Here is a 16,673-nt window from a genome sequence, read left to right as displayed (position 1 = left end):
TTTATTATGTTTATTAATCACGCTGTTGTTTACGTGATGGGTCTAGCAAAACAGCAACAACGATCAGGACACCCTTAATAATTTGTTGGTAGTAAGACTGCACGCCTAACAAATCCAAACCGTTATTCATTACTCCGATGATCAGAACACCGAACAACGTACCGACTAAGGTACCAACCCCTCCTGCCATACTGGTGCCACCAATAACTACCGCAGCAATAGCATCGAGTTCATAACCCGCGCCGGCGTTTGTTTGTGCCGAGCCTGTACGCGCTGTGAGGATAAGCCCGGCAACACCCGCTAAACAGCCGCAAAGGGTATAAACCAACACTTTGATTTTAAATACATTAATCCCGGATGTACGGGCGCTTTTTTGGTTGCCGCCCACGGCATAAACATGGCGACCAAAGATAGTTTTGTTTAAAACAATCCACGCACCGATAAACAGAACAGTAAAAATCACCACAGGAACAGGGATATCGGCAATATAGCCGTTACCTAACCAACGGAAATCACTGTTTAATTGAGAGACGGGGTTACCATCAGTGGTTAACATCGACATACCACGTGCGGCCGATAACATCCCCATAGTGACAATAAAAGGCTGTAGGCGATAACGAGCCAGTACCGTACCGTTGATCAAGCCACAAATGATGCCAATACCTAAAGCAACAATCAGTGGGAGCATCACAGCGTTTGCGGTATCTCCAATGGATAAACCTGCGTTATTGGTCGCAAAACGTGCAGCTACAATACCACTCAGCGCCAGAACCGATCCTACGGATAAATCGACCCCTGCGGCGATAATGACAAAAGTCATACCAATCGCCAGAATACCGTTAATCGATACTTGGCGTAGTACGATCAGCATATTCTCGTTACTCAGAAAGTAATTGCTGCTCCATACACCTTGGCTAACTTGATACTCACCAATAAGTGAGACAATCAGACAAAGCACAAAGAAAGCGATAACAATACCGTACTTATGCATACTGCCTTTGTGACGCGCTAAAAATGACGTCGGAGGGGATAAGGTTTTTGTACTGTTCATCATGATATCTCTCTTAAACCGCTAACTTCATCAATTGTGTCTGTGTCGCTTCCGCTGCTAAAACTTCACCCACGAGCTCGCCGTCACGGAACACCAAGATCCTATCGCTCATCCCGATGATTTCTGATAGCTCAGAAGAAACCATTACTATCCCTTTGTTTTTCAGTGCGAATTCAGACATGTATGCATAAATTTCTTTCTTAGCCCCTACATCGATGCCTCGAGTGGGTTCATCTAGCAACAAAACATCCGGGTTCAATAAAGCCCAACGTCCTAGCACCACTTTTTGTTGGTTACCGCCACTGAGGTTGCCTACCGCCTGCTCACCATCATGGGTTTTGACGTTAAAGAGCTTAATCATCGCTTCCGTCCGCGCCTGCTCTTGCTTCTCATTGATAAAACCTACTCGGCTAATATCAGCAAAAGAGGAAACGTTAATGTTTTCACTGACTGAACGACATAAAACTAAGCCGGTGTCTTTTCTGTCTTCTGTGACATAAGCAATACCGCTATCGATAGACTCTTTAGGAGAATGGCGAGCTAAGGTTTTTTCCCCAATACGGATGGTGCCGCTATCGGCATGGTTAATGCCAAAAATGAGATCAAGAAATTCACTGCGCCCCGCCCCCACCAAGCCATAAATGCCTAAGATTTCACCCCGTTTTAAATTGAGGCTGATATCTTTGATTTTGTTTTTCCAACGGAGGTTTTTTACCTCCATCATTACTTCATCTGTTGGCTGATTAAATTTGGCAAATTCACTGTCGTACTCACCGCCAATGATGTGTTCGATCAGTTGTTCGCGAGTGATGTCAGCTATTTGTCCTTCCAAAATGTAACTACCATCACGAAAAATCGAATAGCTATCCGCTATTTGGAAAATTTCCGATAAGCGGTGTGAAACATAAATAATGCCTTTACCTTTTTCCGCTAATCGGGTGATCGTTTGGAAAATTTTCTGAGCATCTTCCTCACCAATCGCCGATGTCGGTTCATCCATAATGATGATGTTCGCATTGGCGTGGGACAGCGCTTTGGCAATCTCTACTAACTGTTGCTCGGCGACACTTAAGTTGCGCATTTTTTCGCTAGCATCAATTTGGAAATCCAGTTCTTCCATCAATGCTCTTGTACGTTGATTTAGCGTTGAAAAATCGACAAAACCAAAGCGTTTTGGCTCCCTGCCTAACCAGATATTCTCCGCTACCGTCAAGTCAGGGATTGCACTCAGTTCTTGCTGTACAATGGCAATTCCCGCTTCCAGTGCATCGCGCGGCGTAAAAAATTCATGCTGCTGTCCATTAATACGAATTTCACCCGCATCAGGACGAATAAATCCCATTAAGATGCTCAAAAACGTCGACTTTCCAGCACCATTTCCGCCACATAATGCATGGATAGAACCAGGCCGTAGACGAAACTCAGCATGTTTTAGCGCAATAACTGGGCCAAAGGATTTTTTGACACCAGAAACCTCCAATAGCAAAGAGGTTGGTTGTGTAGATGCAGAATGACTCACAATTTCACCTCTGGGTAAACAGCTTGCAGACGTTGAATATAATGTTGATAAAACTCATCATATTGCGATTGAGCTATCTCATTCGGCAAAACTCGTGTTGTTTCATCAAGAGAAACAAAACGTTGGCACAAATCAGTCAATAAGATGTTGGCATCTTGAGCAGGGTTATCAGCTAATTCCGTTGCCCACATAGCTTGAATCGCGCCCCCTAAAGCAGCGGTCTCTTTCGCTTGTAAGCAGACCACTGGGCAACCCATCACATCCGCCACCACTTGCCGCCAGCGAGCGCTACGAGAGCCACCTCCTGTTAAGCGAATTTCATCAGCATCAATGCCTTGTTTACGGAACAGTTCAATACCGTAACGCAGGCCGTAAGTGGCACTTTCCACCACCGCCATACACAAATTAGCTCGGGTAAAGTTTTCGCTATCAAGGTTATGAATACTGGCACGGGCATAGGGCAATTCAGGGACACGCTCACCATTAAAGAACGGCAGCATCATGACGCCACCCGCTCCTGGCTTGGCCTCTGACAGTAATTGATTAAACCCTTGAATATCTTCAGCTAACAAATGTTGAACTGACGTCGTTGCTGAGGTCACGTTCATCGTACAAATCAGGGGCAGCCAGCCGTTATTACTGGAACAAAAACCCGCAACCATCGCTGAATCTGCATTGAAAGACTGAGCAGACCACGCAAATAATGTACCGGATGTACCGAGGCTCATCGTCACTGTACCTGGCGCGATATTGCCAGAGCCAATGGCCGCCATCATATTGTCACCTCCGCCGGTAGAAACACGAGTGATTAAGGAGAGTCCAAGTTTTTCAGCGGCTTCAGGGCGCAAAGTACCAATACAGGTTTCAGCACTTTTTAATTCAGGTAGGGCATTCCATAAACGGCCACTATCATCAATCAGTTCAACAGTACGTTTATCCCATTGACGCGTACGTACATTTAACAAACCGGTGCCCGAGGCATCACCATATTCAGCAACACGCTCACCTGTTAGCCAAAAATTAAGATAATCATGCGGTAAAAGTACGGTATGTAATTGCTGCCACTTTTCTGGATAATGCTCCTTAAACCAGAGAATTTTTGATGCCGTAAATCCTGTTGCAATCAGCAAGCCCAACTGGTCTAAAGATCCTTGAACGCCACCAAGCTGTTGAACTAAAGCATCATTTTCTGCTGCTGTTTCGGTATCGCACCATAATTTTACATTATGTAAAACTTCACCTTGCTCATCGAGGGCAACAAACCCATGTTGTTGGCCAGAAACACCGAGAGCCTTGATATCTTTAGCATTGATGCCTGCTTGTTCCACCGCCTGGTGAAAGGCGCTGACCAGCGCCTCAATCCACCATGCTGCTTCTTGCTCGCGACGCCCATTCGAGTCGCTAATAAGAGGGTGAGGTGCGCTGCCCTCACCGAGGATCACGCCCTTTTCGCTGTCGACAATCACGACTTTGCTACCCTGTGTACCGCAGTCAATACCAGCATAGAGCGTCATAGCTTTACTCCATTTCCAACATGATTTTGATATCTGACGCATGGCCAGCAGCAGCGCGTTCAAAAGCCGCAACACTGTCGACAAATTTGTAAGTTTCACTGATCAGAGGTTGGACACGCAGTTTGCCGCTGCTTAACAAACGCAGAGTGCGTGGATACATGTTGGCGTAACGGAAAATAGTCTTAAAAGTGATCTCTTTCGCTTGAGCAGCCACAATATCTACAGGAGCAACATCAATTGGCATCCCGACTAATACCGCAACAGAACCCGGTGCTGCATGGTCAGCAATGCTGACAATCGCCTGTTTTGCGCCACTGCATTCAAAAATAACATCAGCACCGTTACCGCTGGTCAACGCAGCCACTTTAGCGGCTAAGTCACCGGTCTTAATATTTACTGCATGCAGGCCTTCATAAGCAGCAGCTACCGCGAGTTTTTCGTCAAACATATCGCAGATGATGACATCAGAGCAGCCGCCAGCTAGCGCAGCCAAGGCAGTAACAACGCCAATTGGACCCGCACCAATCACCAAAGCAATGTCGCCAGGTTTAATTCCAGCTTTGGTTGCAGCATGCATGCCAATCGCTAAGGGTTCTACCATTGCACCTTCGGCAAAGCTCACATTGTCTGGCAATTTAAAGGTGAAGGCCGCAGGGTGGATAACGCTTTCACGTAAGCAACCATGTACAGGAGGTGTCGCCCAAAAGCGCACTGCTGGATCAAGGTTATAAATACCCGAGCGGGTTTGTGCTGAGTTCATATCTGGAATCCCCGGCTCCATGCAAACACGGTCGCCGACATTCAGATGTTTTACATTTTGACCAACAGCAGTCACAACGCCAGAGGCTTCATGGCCAAGAACCATCGGTGCTTTCACAACAAAAGGACCAATACGACCATGTTGGTAGTAATGCACGTCACTTCCACAAATCCCTACGGAATGAATCTTGATTTGCACATCATCATTCCCTAGGGCTTCATCAAAAGAGCACTCTTCAATGGCAATTTTACCGGCTTCAGCCAACACTAACGCTTTCATGGACACCTCTTAATGATCACTTTTAATGATACCGATATCATTTTAACGGCGAGATAATGACGCAAAAAAATGGTTAAAACTGTGACAAATGTTAAATTTTTGGGCTATTTTTTAACTATTATTAGCCTGTAAATAACACTTAATCGATTCAGCTCGCAGAAAAAAAGGTGTCATGATTGTTCTAATGATTTGAAAATTGATATTAATATCAGGAAAATGAGTCATGACATCAAATAACGCCCAGAAAATGACGCTTGATATGTTACATCAAGCATCAATCATCTTGACGAAGGATGAAGAACAACGTATTGAAATTGCTACATTTGGCTTGCCAGATTATCCCCGTTCAGGATTACAGTTGCTCACCTATATCAACTCAGAGCGTTACTGTGCAAAAGAGTTGGTGTTATTTCCTGGGCAAACATGCCCTGAGCATTTGCATCCACCGTTCTCTGGTACAGCGGGAAAACAAGAGACGTTTCGCTGTCGTTGGGGAGAGGTATACCTGTTTGTTGATGATGAAAATCTGACTGATAATATGGCGTCAGGCCATGCTGCCTGCCTGGTGCCTGCAGGGGATGAAAACTGGTATACCGTGAATCGGTATATTTTGTTAAAGCCTGGTGAGCAATACACTATTGCCCCTAATACTCGCCATTGGTTTCAAGCCGGAAAAATGGGAGCGGTAGTTTCAGAATTTTCATCCGAAAGCCGTGATGACTTAGATATTTTCACCGATCCACGTATCAATCGCTTAGCTGGCATAAAATAATACTCGCGATGCGTTGTTAAATGCGCAATGATACAGGATGATATAAAAATGATAACACCTCATTAAGGAGTTTCACTTGGTTTCTGCCCGGGAAAAAAAAGCGACACTTGCAAGCGTCGCTGAATTGGCAGGTGTTAGTAAAATCACTGCATCACGTGCTTTTTCGCAACCTAATAAAGTGCATCCTGAAACCTTGCAGCGCATTTTGCTCATTGCAGAAGAGCTGGGATATTCCATCAATGTCTCAGCCCGTAATTTACGAGCAAAGAACTCTAAAACCATCGGCATCGTGAATCCCGATATGGCGAACCCATTTTTCGGTGGTTTAACGCGTCTGATTAGCTTAGAAGCCCAAAAGATAGGTTATGAGACCTTAGTGTTTGATTCCTATGAATCACAAGAACATGAAGATCGTATTATTGAAAAGCTGATCAGTTATAACGTAGATGCCATTATTTTATCGGTGATTTCTAACGACCATCACTATCATCCTCAATACCTCAAACGCTTAGAAAAGCTGAATATTCCCGTTGTACTGGTTGACCGTGAACTCGCTGTGTCTTATTGCAGCGGAGTCTATATTGATAATTTTGATTGTGGTGTACAGGCTGGCCGTTGGTTATTAGAGCAAAATACGCAACGAGTTGTGGTCATTTCTGGCCCCGAAAACTCCAACGTTGCCCGTGAGCGTGTCATGGGGTTGCAAGCCGCATTACAGGGAAAAATTGCCTCGTTAGAGATCCGTTATGCTGATTTTTTCATGGATTCCGCTTGGCAAGAAACTCACGATTGGTTGCAAAACAATCCGCCACCTGATTACTTCGTCGGTTGTAACAATCAGATTTCATTAGGGATTATAAAGGCATGTATTGAAAAAGGAATTAAATTAACCGAACAGGTTTCACTGTTCAGTATTGACCAAGTTTCCCATGCTGAAATATACGGTTTCCGCTTCCCCTGCATTTCTCATGATCTACAAGAGATTGCCTGGCAAGCATTTAATCTTGCAATGCGCCGTTTGAATGATAGTGAGAGCAAATCAGCCAAGGTGGTTGTGCGCGGAAAAATCTTAGCAGAACATGATTAATCCATTACGATGATAGTTTTACTAAAATTGACAGCTCCCTGATGATATTTCACGGGGAGCATCCTCGCAGCACGTTAAACCCTTTATCTGCGTTGTAGCCTGAAATGAACGTTATTTTAAAACTCGCCCAGCATCATTACTGTTTGGTATCTAACGAGATGATGTCGGCTATAACGGTAGAATGTATTTCTTCTATTAACCAATTAACGATAGGCCGCCGGTGCAACCGAGTATTTACCTGTACCCAGCATCATGATCGCCACGCAGCCTAAAACATAAAATGCGTCAGTTTCTAATGCCCATGCACCGACCTTAGTGACTTCAGTCATATGACCGAAAGCCCCTACCATTAACATGGCAACAATCATATTAATAAGAATAATAAAAGCCGCAGGGACAGTCAGAATTCCCAGGATAACCATCGCGGGAGCCAGTATCTCACCGATATAGACACCATAAGCCACAAAAGAAGGTATACCTTTTGCCGCTAAGTCTGCTGCTATCCAGTCGATGCCATGGCTGACTTTCGCAACGCCGTGAAAGATCATTAAACCAGCAACCAGAATGCGTAATAATAACCGTCCACCATCAGGGTGGTGGGTTACGGAAGAAAAAATACTGTTTAGCTTTGCTATCATTTTAGTATCCTCATAAAAATCTCAGAAGAGTCAAACAGGTGAAGTTTGGGGAAGGTAACAAAATAACAAAGCTCTGGTTGCAAAAGGATGATTTAGCGCATTATTTTCATCCGTTAGTGTCATTATTTTTATAATCTATCAAGCGCCCTGCTGCACAAAAAACAAAACAACATTATTCCAAAAAAACAAAATCTTAGAGCGTTTTCAGTATATTTAAAAATAAAAAAGAGTACGAAATGAGGTCTTTGGTATATCTGTGATAAAAATGACATCCGACTGCGAATGTCATCTTTTATTTAGACTCAAATGAAATATATTCATAACCATTATTCATAAGTATATTTAATGATACACAGGCTGAATACCCTCTTAAGATAATCTTATTTTCATCCCTGTGGTATCACTTCATTCCTGCGTTATTAAAAGATTATTCTGTTACTATTTTACTTCCCGTGAATTTAACGTGACCTGTTTTTTCAAAACCATCAAAAGCAGCTACCATGGCTCTTTGAAAGATGAGAACAACAGGCAAAGTAATCCTTTACGGGGCTTCGCACACTGCCCGCTACTTAGCGACCGAGTCACTGAGACAAGCAACATTTTCCTTCCAATATTCAGGTTAGATTTTCTAATCCATAAAAACACATGATATTCACAATCTCTTTATGAGATAAGAATAATTAACCACTTCCATGAGAAAAAGTAATTTATCCAATTTCAATTGAAAAAATCTCAATCGTGGCATTGTTCAAAAAACGTTACTCTTACGACTCTTCTGAAGAGGTGTTGTCCATGTTGCTACATATTCTTTATATTATCGGTATCACGGCAGAAGCCATGACAGGTGCATTAGCTGCAGGCCGCCGCCGTATGGATACATTTGGCGTAATTATTATTGCGACAGCAACAGCTCTCGGAGGCGGCTCAGTACGTGATATTTTATTAGGTCACTACCCACTAACCTGGGTCAAACATCCTGAGTATGTCGTTATCGTCGCTGCTGCTGCAGTCCTCACCACGCTGATGGCCCCCCTGATGCCTCACCTGCGTAAACTCTTTTTAGTACTGGACGCCTTAGGCCTGGTAGTTTTTTCCATTATCGGGGCTCAAGTTGCGTTGGATATGGGGCACGGCCCCATCATTGCGATTATTTCTGCTGTGATTACGGGCGTGTTCGGTGGCGTACTGCGGGACATGTTCTGCAAGCGGATCCCGCTGGTCTTCCAGAAAGAGCTCTACGCTGGTATTGCCTTTGCGGCAGCCGTGATGTACCTCGTTCTTCAGCACTACGTGACTAACCAGGATATCGTTACCATTGCGACCTTGCTGTTCGGTTTTACCGCGCGCCTGTTAGCTCTGCGTTTACGCCTTGGTTTACCTGTTTTTTACTATAAACATTCTGAGCACTAACATTCAGTATTGAGGCTCCGATGGCTTTATACCGCCATCGGCCAGTGAAAAAACACCGGCTGGGGTGTTAAAGAAAAATGATGCCACAGCAAAGCAGGTGATTTTCCTTTACTCCGGGTTATCCAATGCAACCTTCTGGCTGAATACTCCCCGTGCTGTTGTTCTTGAAGATTTGCCGCTTGTCGTATTCCGCTGGTTTTAAGCAGGATATTTGTTCTGGCATCACAAGGGATCAGAACAATCCCGGTACTCAGTAAAATGGCTGCAATAACGAACTGAATATTCTCTTTCATGCATCCTCCTTGAACGTGATACATACCGGTATACTCAAACATCCTTAACTGAGCGAGTGATAAAGCTGATTTGTTCGAGCACCTCCCATAAAAATCGACGTTGTTGCAATAAATAAGGAAAATAACCACGGCATATCCTATAAAGCCAACAAAAAATAGCGTAATTGATGACAAAACCTACGCCCCTTGCAAGGGTGCGTGTATACTATGCAAATAGCCGTTCTTCCTTTTACGCATACCGATAAAGTTTAAATTCATGGTTCAAGGCACGCTTTATATCGTTTCTGCTCCAAGTGGCGCAGGGAAATCCAGCCTTATTCAGGCTTTGTTAAAGACACAACCGCTGTATGATACTCAGGTCTCTATATCTCATACCACACGAGGTATACGTCCTGGTGAGAGTCACGGCGAACATTACTATTTCGTTGATAAAAGCGAATTTGAGCAAATGATTGCTGACCAGGCATTTCTGGAACATGCCGAAGTGTTTGGTAATTATTACGGCACCTCCCGTCATGCTATCGAACAAGTTCTGGCAACCGGCGTAGATGTCTTTTTAGATATCGACTGGCAAGGCGCGAAACAAATCCGCCAAAAAATGCCACATGCCCGCAGTATCTTTATTCTGCCACCTTCACAGGAAGAATTAGATCGTCGGCTTCGGGGCCGTGGTCAGGACAGTGAAGAGGTTATTTCTAAGCGCATGGCACAAGCCGTCGCAGAAATGAGTCATTACGCAGAATATGATTATTTAATCGTGAACGATAATTTTGATACAGCACTGTCTGATCTCAAGATAATTATTCGTGCTGAGCGTCTGCGTATGAGTCGCCAAAAAATGCGACATGACGCTTTAATCAGCAAACTATTGGCAGACTGACATCAGTTTCAGTATCATGCCCAGTCATTTCCTCATCTGTGGAGCATTGTAATTATGGCACGCGTAACTGTTCAGGACGCTGTAGAGAAAATTGGTAATCGTTTTGACCTGGTACTGGTCGCCGCGCGTCGCGCTCGTCAGATGCAAACTGGCGGCAAAGATCCGCTGGTACCGGAAGAAAACGATAAAACGACAGTGATTGCACTGCGTGAAATCGAAGAGGGATTGATTAACAACAAGATCCTCGATGTTCGTGATCGCCAGGAACAGCAAGAGCAAGAAGCAGCTGAATTACAGGCTGTTACCGCAATTGCTGAAGGTCGTCGTTAATTAAACCAGTTATGGGTCTCCCTTGTATCTGTTTGAAAGCCTGAATCAGCTGATTCAACATTACCTGCCAGAGGAGCAAATAAAACGGCTCCGGCAGGCATATCTTGTCGCACGTGATGCTCACGAGGGACAAACACGCTCAAGCGGTGAACCCTATATCACGCACCCTGTCGCCGTTGCCTGTATTCTGGCCGAGATGAAACTCGACCATGAAACACTAATGGCAGCATTGTTGCATGATGTTATTGAAGATACCCCTGCCACTTACCAGGATATGGAGCAACTTTTTGGTAAAAGCGTTGCTGAACTGGTAGAAGGGGTTTCTAAGCTCGACAAGCTTAAGTTTCGTGATAAGAAAGAGGCGCAAGCCGAAAATTTTCGCAAAATGATCATGGCGATGGTGCAGGATATTCGGGTTGTTTTAATCAAACTCGCCGACCGCACACACAACATGCGTACTCTTGGCTCTTTGCGCCCGGATAAACGTCGCCGTATTGCACGCGAAACGCTCGAAATCTATAGCCCTCTGGCGCATCGCCTTGGTATTCACCATTTAAAAACCGAACTGGAAGAGCTGGGTTTTGAAGCCCTGTATCCCAATCGTTATCGTGTGATTAAAGAGGTGGTAAAAGCTGCGCGCGGCAACCGTAAGGAAATGATTCAAAAAATCCTTTCGGAAATAGACGGGCGACTGCAAGAAGCAGGTATTGCCTGCCGCGTGAGTGGGCGCGAAAAACACCTCTATTCGATTTACTGCAAAATGACCCTCAAAGAGCAGCGGTTCCATTCAATAATGGATATCTATGCGTTTCGCGTTATTGTGCGGGACATGGATACCTGCTATCGCGTGCTCGGTCAAATGCACAGCCTGTATAAGCCCCGGCCAGGTCGAGTCAAAGACTATATTGCTATCCCAAAAGCTAACGGCTATCAGTCACTACACACCTCAATGATTGGCCCACATGGCGTGCCTGTTGAGGTGCAGATCCGTACCGAAGATATGGATCAAATGGCGGAAATGGGTGTAGCAGCGCACTGGACCTATAAGGAACAGGGTGAAACCAGTACCACCGCACAAATCCGTGCCCAGCGCTGGATGCAAAGCTTACTTGAACTCCAGCAAAGTGCGGGCAGCTCATTTGAATTTATCGAAAGCGTAAAATCCGATCTGTTCCCAGATGAGATTTACGTTTTCACCCCAGAAGGCCGTATTGTTGAACTGCCTGCGGGTTCAACGCCCGTCGACTTTGCTTACGCTGTGCATACCGATATCGGTCATGCCTGTGTCGGTGCCCGAGTCGACAGACAGCCCTATCCGCTGTCGCAGACGCTTACCAGCGGGCAAACCATTGAAATTATCACCGCACCTGGCGCTCGCCCTAATGCAGCCTGGCTCAATTTTGTTGTCAGCTCAAAAGCACGCGCTAAAATTCGCCAGATGCTCAAGAATCTGAAGCGTGATGACTCTGTCAGTCTTGGCCGTCGCCTGTTAAATCATGCGTTAGGTGGAAGCCGCAAACTTGCAGAAATCCCACCGGAAAATATTCAGCGCGAATTAGACCGCATGAAGCTGGCATCACTGGATGACTTGCTGGCTGAAATCGGGCTGGGTAATACCATGAGCGTGGTCATCGCTAAACATCTACAAGGTGAGATTACTGCCGCGATTCCAGGTATAGTAGCGAATCAGCACTCCCATACTCGCTTGCCGATTAAAGGAGCCGACGGTGTACTGATCACTTTTGCAAAATGCTGCCGACCTATTCCAGGAGACCCCATTATTGCTCATATCAGTCCGGGCAAAGGTCTGGTTATCCATCATGAATCCTGTCGTAATATTCGAGGCTATCAGAAAGAACTCGAGAAGTTTATGGCTGTAGAATGGGATAAAGAGATAGAGCAAGAGTTCATCACTGAAATCAAGGTTGATATGTTCAATCATCAAGGTGCGCTGGCGAACCTGACTGCCGCGATAAACACCGCTGCTTCAAATATTCAGAGCCTGAATACTGAAGAGAAAGACGGCAGAGTTTATAGCGCATTCATTCGACTAACTGCCCGCGATCGTATCCAGCTGGCAAATATCATGCGTAAAATTCGTGTGATGCCAGATGTGATTAAAGTGACCCGTAACCGAAACTAGTGCTATGAATCCGCAACGTTATGCCCGTATTTGCGAAATGCTCGCAAGACGCCAGCCCGACCTGACCGTATGTATGGAACAGGTACATAAGCCCCATAACGTCTCTGCCATTATTCGTACAGCAGATGCCGTTGGCGTTCATGAAGTTCATGCAGTATGGCCGGGTAGTAGAATGCGGACCATGGCCTCTTCGGCGGCCGGTAGCAATTCGTGGGTTGAAGTTAAAACGCACTCCACTATCGCGGAAGCGATCGGTCATCTTAAAGGTTGTGGTATGCAGATACTGGCCACCCATCTTTCAGAGAAAGCCGTCGATTTCCGTGAAATAGATTATACCCGCCCGACCTGTATTTTGATGGGACAGGAAAAAACCGGTATCACCCGGGAAGCATTGAGTCTTGCAGACCAGGATATCATTATTCCGATGACAGGAATGGTGCAGTCACTGAATGTCTCCGTGGCTTCAGCCCTGATATTGTACGAAGCACAGCGTCAACGACAAAATGCAGGCATGTATCGGCGCGAAAACAGTACTCTACCCGACTCTGAACAGCAGCGATTGCTGTTTGAAGGGGGTTATCCTGTGCTGGCAAATGTCTCTCGCCGTAAAGGCTTACCTTACCCACAGGTGAATCAGCAAGGTGAGATAGATGCTGATCCCGCATGGTGGGCTGCCATGCAGTCTGCAGGATAAATCATGAAAGGCCGTTTGCTGGACGCCATCCCGTTAAGTTCACTTGCCGGTGTCGGTGCCAGTCAAAGCAGTAAGCTTGCTAAAATTGGTCTCTATACTCTCCAGGATCTGCTGCTACATTTACCCCTGCGTTATGAAGATCGCACACAACTTTGTACGATTGACCAGCTCCTGCCAGGTATTCATACCACGGTAGAAGGCGAAGTTCTCAACTGTAATATCACCTTTGGTGGTCGCCGCATGATGACCTGCCAGATAAGTGACGGCACCGGCGTCCTGACTTTGCGTTTCTTTAACTTTAATGCTGCGATGAAGAATAGCCTTTCAACGGGCAGACGTGTTCTGGCCTATGGTGAAGCTAAACGCGGTAAATATGGTGCCGAGATGATCCATCCTGAATACCGTATTCAGGGGGATTTAAGTACTCCGGAACTCCAGGAAACCTTAACCCCGGTTTATCCGACCACAGAAGGTATTCGCCAGGCAACGTTACGTAAGCTCACCGACCAGGCGCTTGAAGTATTACAGACCTGCGCTATCACAGAATTGTTACCCGCAGAACTTAGCCAGGGTTTGATGAGTCTGCCAGAGGCGATCCATATTTTGCATCGTCCACCACCCGACGTACAGTTGAGTGAACTGGAATCGGGTAAGCACCCTGCACAACGTCGTCTGATCCTTGAAGAGTTACTGGCACATAATCTGAGTATGCTGGCGCTACGTGCCGGTGCGCAGCGCTATCACGCCCTGGCATTTAGCAAAAATGATGAATTAAAGAATAACTTTCTTGCCTCATTACCTTTCACCCCTACCAATGCACAACAGCGGGTAGTGGCTGAAATTGAACATGATATGGCTCAGGACGTCCCCATGATGCGTCTGGTGCAAGGTGATGTTGGTTCAGGTAAAACCTTGGTTGCAGCTCTTGCGGCCTTACGTGCCATCTCTCATGGCAATCAGGTTGCGTTAATGGCTCCCACAGAGCTTCTGGCAGAGCAGCACGCCAGTAGTTTCCGTCAGTGGTTTGCGCCATTGGGTATTGAAGTCGGTTGGCTGGCGGGTAAACAAAAAGGCAAAGCCCGTCAGGCACAGCAAGAGGCGATTGCCAGTGGCCAGGTGACTATGGTGGTCGGCACACATGCAATTTTTCAGGAACAGGTACAATTTGACAGGCTGGCACTGGTCATTATTGATGAGCAGCATCGGTTTGGTGTTCATCAGCGTCTGGCATTATGGGAAAAAGGGCAAGCTCAGGGCTTTCATCCACATCAGCTGATTATGACAGCAACCCCTATTCCTCGTACGCTAGCGATGACGGCCTACGCTGATCTTGATACCTCAGTGATTGATGAGCTTCCGCCGGGACGTACTCCGGTTACCACAGTGGCAATTGCTGATACTCGCCGTAATGAAATTATCGAACGTGTACGCCATGCATGTCAGGATGAAGGGCGCCAGGCTTACTGGGTCTGTACCCTGATTGAAGAGTCAGAGTTACTGGAAGCACAAGCAGCAGAAGTGACCTGGGAAGAACTCAAAAGTCAGCTCACAGAACTGAATATTGGCCTGGTACACGGGCGTATGAAGCCGCAAGAGAAGCAGGCGGTGATGCTGGCGTTCAAGCAGGGAGAACTGCAGTTGCTGGTAGCGACCACGGTCATTGAAGTCGGAGTTGATGTACCTAACGCCAGTTTAATGATTATCGAAAATCCGGAACGACTGGGTCTTGCACAGCTTCATCAGCTGCGTGGCCGTGTCGGTCGTGGCGCCGTAGCCTCTCACTGTGTTCTGCTCTATAAATCACCGCTATCAAAAACAGCTCAGCGACGGTTACAGGTACTGCGTGACAGTAACGATGGGTTTTTCATTGCTCAGCAAGACCTGGAAATCCGCGGTCCCGGTGAACTGCTCGGTACTCGTCAAACCGGAACCGCAGAGTTTAAAGTCGCTGATTTACTCCGGGATCAGGCAATGATCCCGGAAGTTCAGCGATTAGCTCGTCATATTCATGAACGCTATCCCCAGCAGGCTTTGGCATTAATTGAACGCTGGATGCCGGAAACTGAACGCTACTCGAATGCTTAAGCCACCCCGCCCTTATTAACCCAAAAAGGGTAACAGTAAGAACAGCTTAATCACGATGACATTCATAATATCAATAAAGAATGCCCCCACCATAGGTACAATCAGAAAAGCCAAGTGAGACGGGCCAAATCGCTCAGTAATCGCCTGCATATTCGCAATCGCTGTCGGTGTTGCTCCCATACCAAAGCCACAATGCCCCGCAGCCAGCACGGCGGCATCATAATTTTTGCCCATTATCCGCCAGGTAACAAACATGGCGTATAACGCCATAAACAGGGTTTGTACGGCAAGAATAGCGAAGATAGGTAATGCCAGTGACGCCATTTCCCAGAGTTTGAGGCTCATTAATGCTGTTGCCAGGAATAAGGATAAGCAGACGTTTCCCAGAACAGATACCGCACGTTCAAAGACGCGATAAAAACCACATAATGACAAGATATTGCTGAGCACCACTGCCACAAACAGGACACAAACAAAAACAGGAAGTTCAAAAGTCGTCCCTTCCAGCATGCTGGCAATCTCACGTCCCGCTGTAAGGCAGATAGCAATCAGTGCTATTGTCTCGATCAATATCATAGAGGTGATAAAGCGTCCGGTCTCAGGTTTTTCAAAGGTTCCCGGTACCGCATTATCTTCCGGTGCACCATTTGGGGTCGAGGAGTGTTTAATCAGATAACGGGCAACCGGCCCACCGATTAATCCCCCCAGTACCAGACCAAAAGTGGCACAGGCCATTGCCACTTCTTTCGCATTATAAAAACCGTATTGTTCTATGAAGACTTTACTCCATGCCGCACCGGTACCATGACCTCCTGATAGCGTAATGGACCCCGCCAGTAACCCCAGTAAAGGATCCAGCCCCAGTAGTGTAGCAATACCAACACCGATGACGTTTTGCATAACCAGCAGGCCAACAACGGAAAACAAAAAAATCCCGAGGAGTTTACCGCCTTTTAGTAGGCTAATAATGTTAGCGTTCAAGCCGATAGTGGCAAAAAAAGCCAGCATTAACTGGTCGGTCAGCGCCATATCAAAACGGACTTCCCACCCCATACTTTGCTTCAGTATCAGAAGCACTAGTGCAACCAGTAATCCTCCTGCAACAGGTTCCGGTATTGAATATTTTTTCAGAAAAGGCGTGATATGCACTATTTTTCGCCCTATCAGCAACACCAGTGTGGCTGCAACCAAGGTTGAGAGGGAATCAAGATGGAACAT

At 46.1% G+C, this 16,673-nt stretch carries 15 protein-coding genes; 8 read left to right on the top strand and 7 right to left on the bottom strand.

Annotated elements, in window-relative coordinates:
- Positions 1-13: 13 nt before the first annotated feature.
- The 4 genes from Q1A40_RS13045 to Q1A40_RS13030 are packed head-to-tail and all read right to left on the bottom strand — an operon-like array spanning position 14 to position 5,123.
- The gene (locus tag Q1A40_RS13045; protein WP_300000888.1) at positions 14-1,051 is read right to left on the bottom strand and encodes an ABC transporter permease; all 1,038 of its coding nucleotides are present in this window, start codon (positions 1,049-1,051) and stop codon (positions 14-16) included.
- Positions 1,052-1,064: 13 nt separating this feature from the next.
- The gene (locus Q1A40_RS13040; RefSeq protein ID WP_300000726.1) at positions 1,065-2,570 is read right to left on the bottom strand and encodes a sugar ABC transporter ATP-binding protein; all 1,506 of its coding nucleotides are present in this window, start codon (positions 2,568-2,570) and stop codon (positions 1,065-1,067) included.
- Positions 2,567-4,084 carry a xylulokinase gene (gene xylB / locus Q1A40_RS13035; RefSeq protein ID WP_300000724.1) on the bottom strand — a complete coding sequence of 506 codons (1,518 nt, stop codon included), beginning with the start codon at positions 4,082-4,084 and terminating at the stop codon, positions 2,567-2,569. The genes Q1A40_RS13040 and xylB overlap by 4 nt, the downstream gene beginning before the upstream one ends.
- Positions 4,085-4,088: 4 nt before the next feature.
- Positions 4,089-5,123 (bottom strand): NAD(P)-dependent alcohol dehydrogenase, encoded by a 1,035-nt coding sequence (locus Q1A40_RS13030; protein ID WP_300000722.1) that lies wholly within the window; start codon positions 5,121-5,123, stop codon positions 4,089-4,091.
- A 223-nt stretch (positions 5,124-5,346) separates the two neighbouring features.
- Between Q1A40_RS13030 and Q1A40_RS13025 the strand changes: the two genes are divergently transcribed.
- Positions 5,347-5,895, top strand: coding sequence for a D-lyxose/D-mannose family sugar isomerase (locus Q1A40_RS13025; protein WP_300000720.1), 549 nt, complete (start codon positions 5,347-5,349; stop codon positions 5,893-5,895).
- Positions 5,896-5,971: 76 nt separating this feature from the next.
- On the top strand, positions 5,972-6,982 hold the full coding sequence (locus Q1A40_RS13020) for a LacI family DNA-binding transcriptional regulator (protein WP_300000719.1): 1,011 nt from the start codon (positions 5,972-5,974) through the stop codon (positions 6,980-6,982).
- Between the two features lie 203 nt (positions 6,983-7,185).
- Here the strand turns inward: Q1A40_RS13020 and Q1A40_RS13015 are convergent, their stop codons facing one another.
- Positions 7,186-7,620: a DoxX family protein gene (locus Q1A40_RS13015; RefSeq protein ID WP_300000717.1), complete on the bottom strand. Its 435-nt coding sequence runs from the start codon at positions 7,618-7,620 to the stop codon at positions 7,186-7,188.
- Between the two features lie 792 nt (positions 7,621-8,412).
- Here Q1A40_RS13015 and Q1A40_RS13010 point away from each other — a divergent pair.
- Positions 8,413-9,030 carry a trimeric intracellular cation channel family protein gene (locus Q1A40_RS13010; RefSeq protein WP_300000715.1) on the top strand — a complete coding sequence of 206 codons (618 nt, stop codon included), beginning with the start codon at positions 8,413-8,415 and terminating at the stop codon, positions 9,028-9,030.
- A 26-nt stretch (positions 9,031-9,056) separates the two neighbouring features.
- Here Q1A40_RS13010 and Q1A40_RS13005 read toward each other — a convergent pair whose 3' ends face one another.
- Positions 9,057-9,323: a hypothetical protein gene (locus Q1A40_RS13005; RefSeq protein WP_300000713.1), complete on the bottom strand. Its 267-nt coding sequence runs from the start codon at positions 9,321-9,323 to the stop codon at positions 9,057-9,059.
- Positions 9,324-9,579: 256 nt separating this feature from the next.
- Here Q1A40_RS13005 and gmk point away from each other — a divergent pair, with 256 nt between their 5' ends.
- The 5 genes from gmk to recG are packed head-to-tail and all read left to right on the top strand — an operon-like array spanning position 9,580 to position 15,455.
- Entirely contained in the window at positions 9,580-10,203 is a 624-nt protein-coding gene (gene gmk, locus Q1A40_RS13000; RefSeq protein WP_300000711.1) for a guanylate kinase, read from the top strand.
- A 54-nt stretch (positions 10,204-10,257) separates the two neighbouring features.
- On the top strand, positions 10,258-10,533 hold the full coding sequence (gene rpoZ / locus Q1A40_RS12995; RefSeq protein WP_211993467.1) for a DNA-directed RNA polymerase subunit omega: 276 nt from the start codon (positions 10,258-10,260) through the stop codon (positions 10,531-10,533).
- A 22-nt stretch (positions 10,534-10,555) separates the two neighbouring features.
- Positions 10,556-12,676 (top strand): bifunctional GTP diphosphokinase/guanosine-3',5'-bis pyrophosphate 3'-pyrophosphohydrolase, encoded by a 2,121-nt coding sequence (gene spoT / locus Q1A40_RS12990; protein ID WP_300000709.1) that lies wholly within the window; start codon positions 10,556-10,558, stop codon positions 12,674-12,676.
- Between the two features lie 4 nt (positions 12,677-12,680).
- Positions 12,681-13,370 (top strand): tRNA (guanosine(18)-2'-O)-methyltransferase TrmH, encoded by a 690-nt coding sequence (gene trmH / locus Q1A40_RS12985; RefSeq protein ID WP_300000708.1) that lies wholly within the window; start codon positions 12,681-12,683, stop codon positions 13,368-13,370.
- 3 nt (positions 13,371-13,373) lie between these two features.
- On the top strand, positions 13,374-15,455 hold the full coding sequence (gene recG / locus Q1A40_RS12980; protein WP_300000706.1) for an ATP-dependent DNA helicase RecG: 2,082 nt from the start codon (positions 13,374-13,376) through the stop codon (positions 15,453-15,455).
- Positions 15,456-15,470: 15 nt separating this feature from the next.
- Here recG and gltS read toward each other — a convergent pair whose 3' ends face one another.
- A complete protein-coding gene (gene gltS, locus Q1A40_RS12975) occupies positions 15,471-16,673 on the bottom strand; it encodes a sodium/glutamate symporter (RefSeq protein WP_300000705.1) in 1,203 nt (400 codons plus the stop codon).

It is taken from the genome of uncultured Cedecea sp., assembly GCF_947498825.1.
Classification (GTDB): domain Bacteria; phylum Pseudomonadota; class Gammaproteobacteria; order Enterobacterales; family Enterobacteriaceae; genus JGM124.
This window is presented reverse-complemented; position numbering and strand designations above follow the sequence as displayed.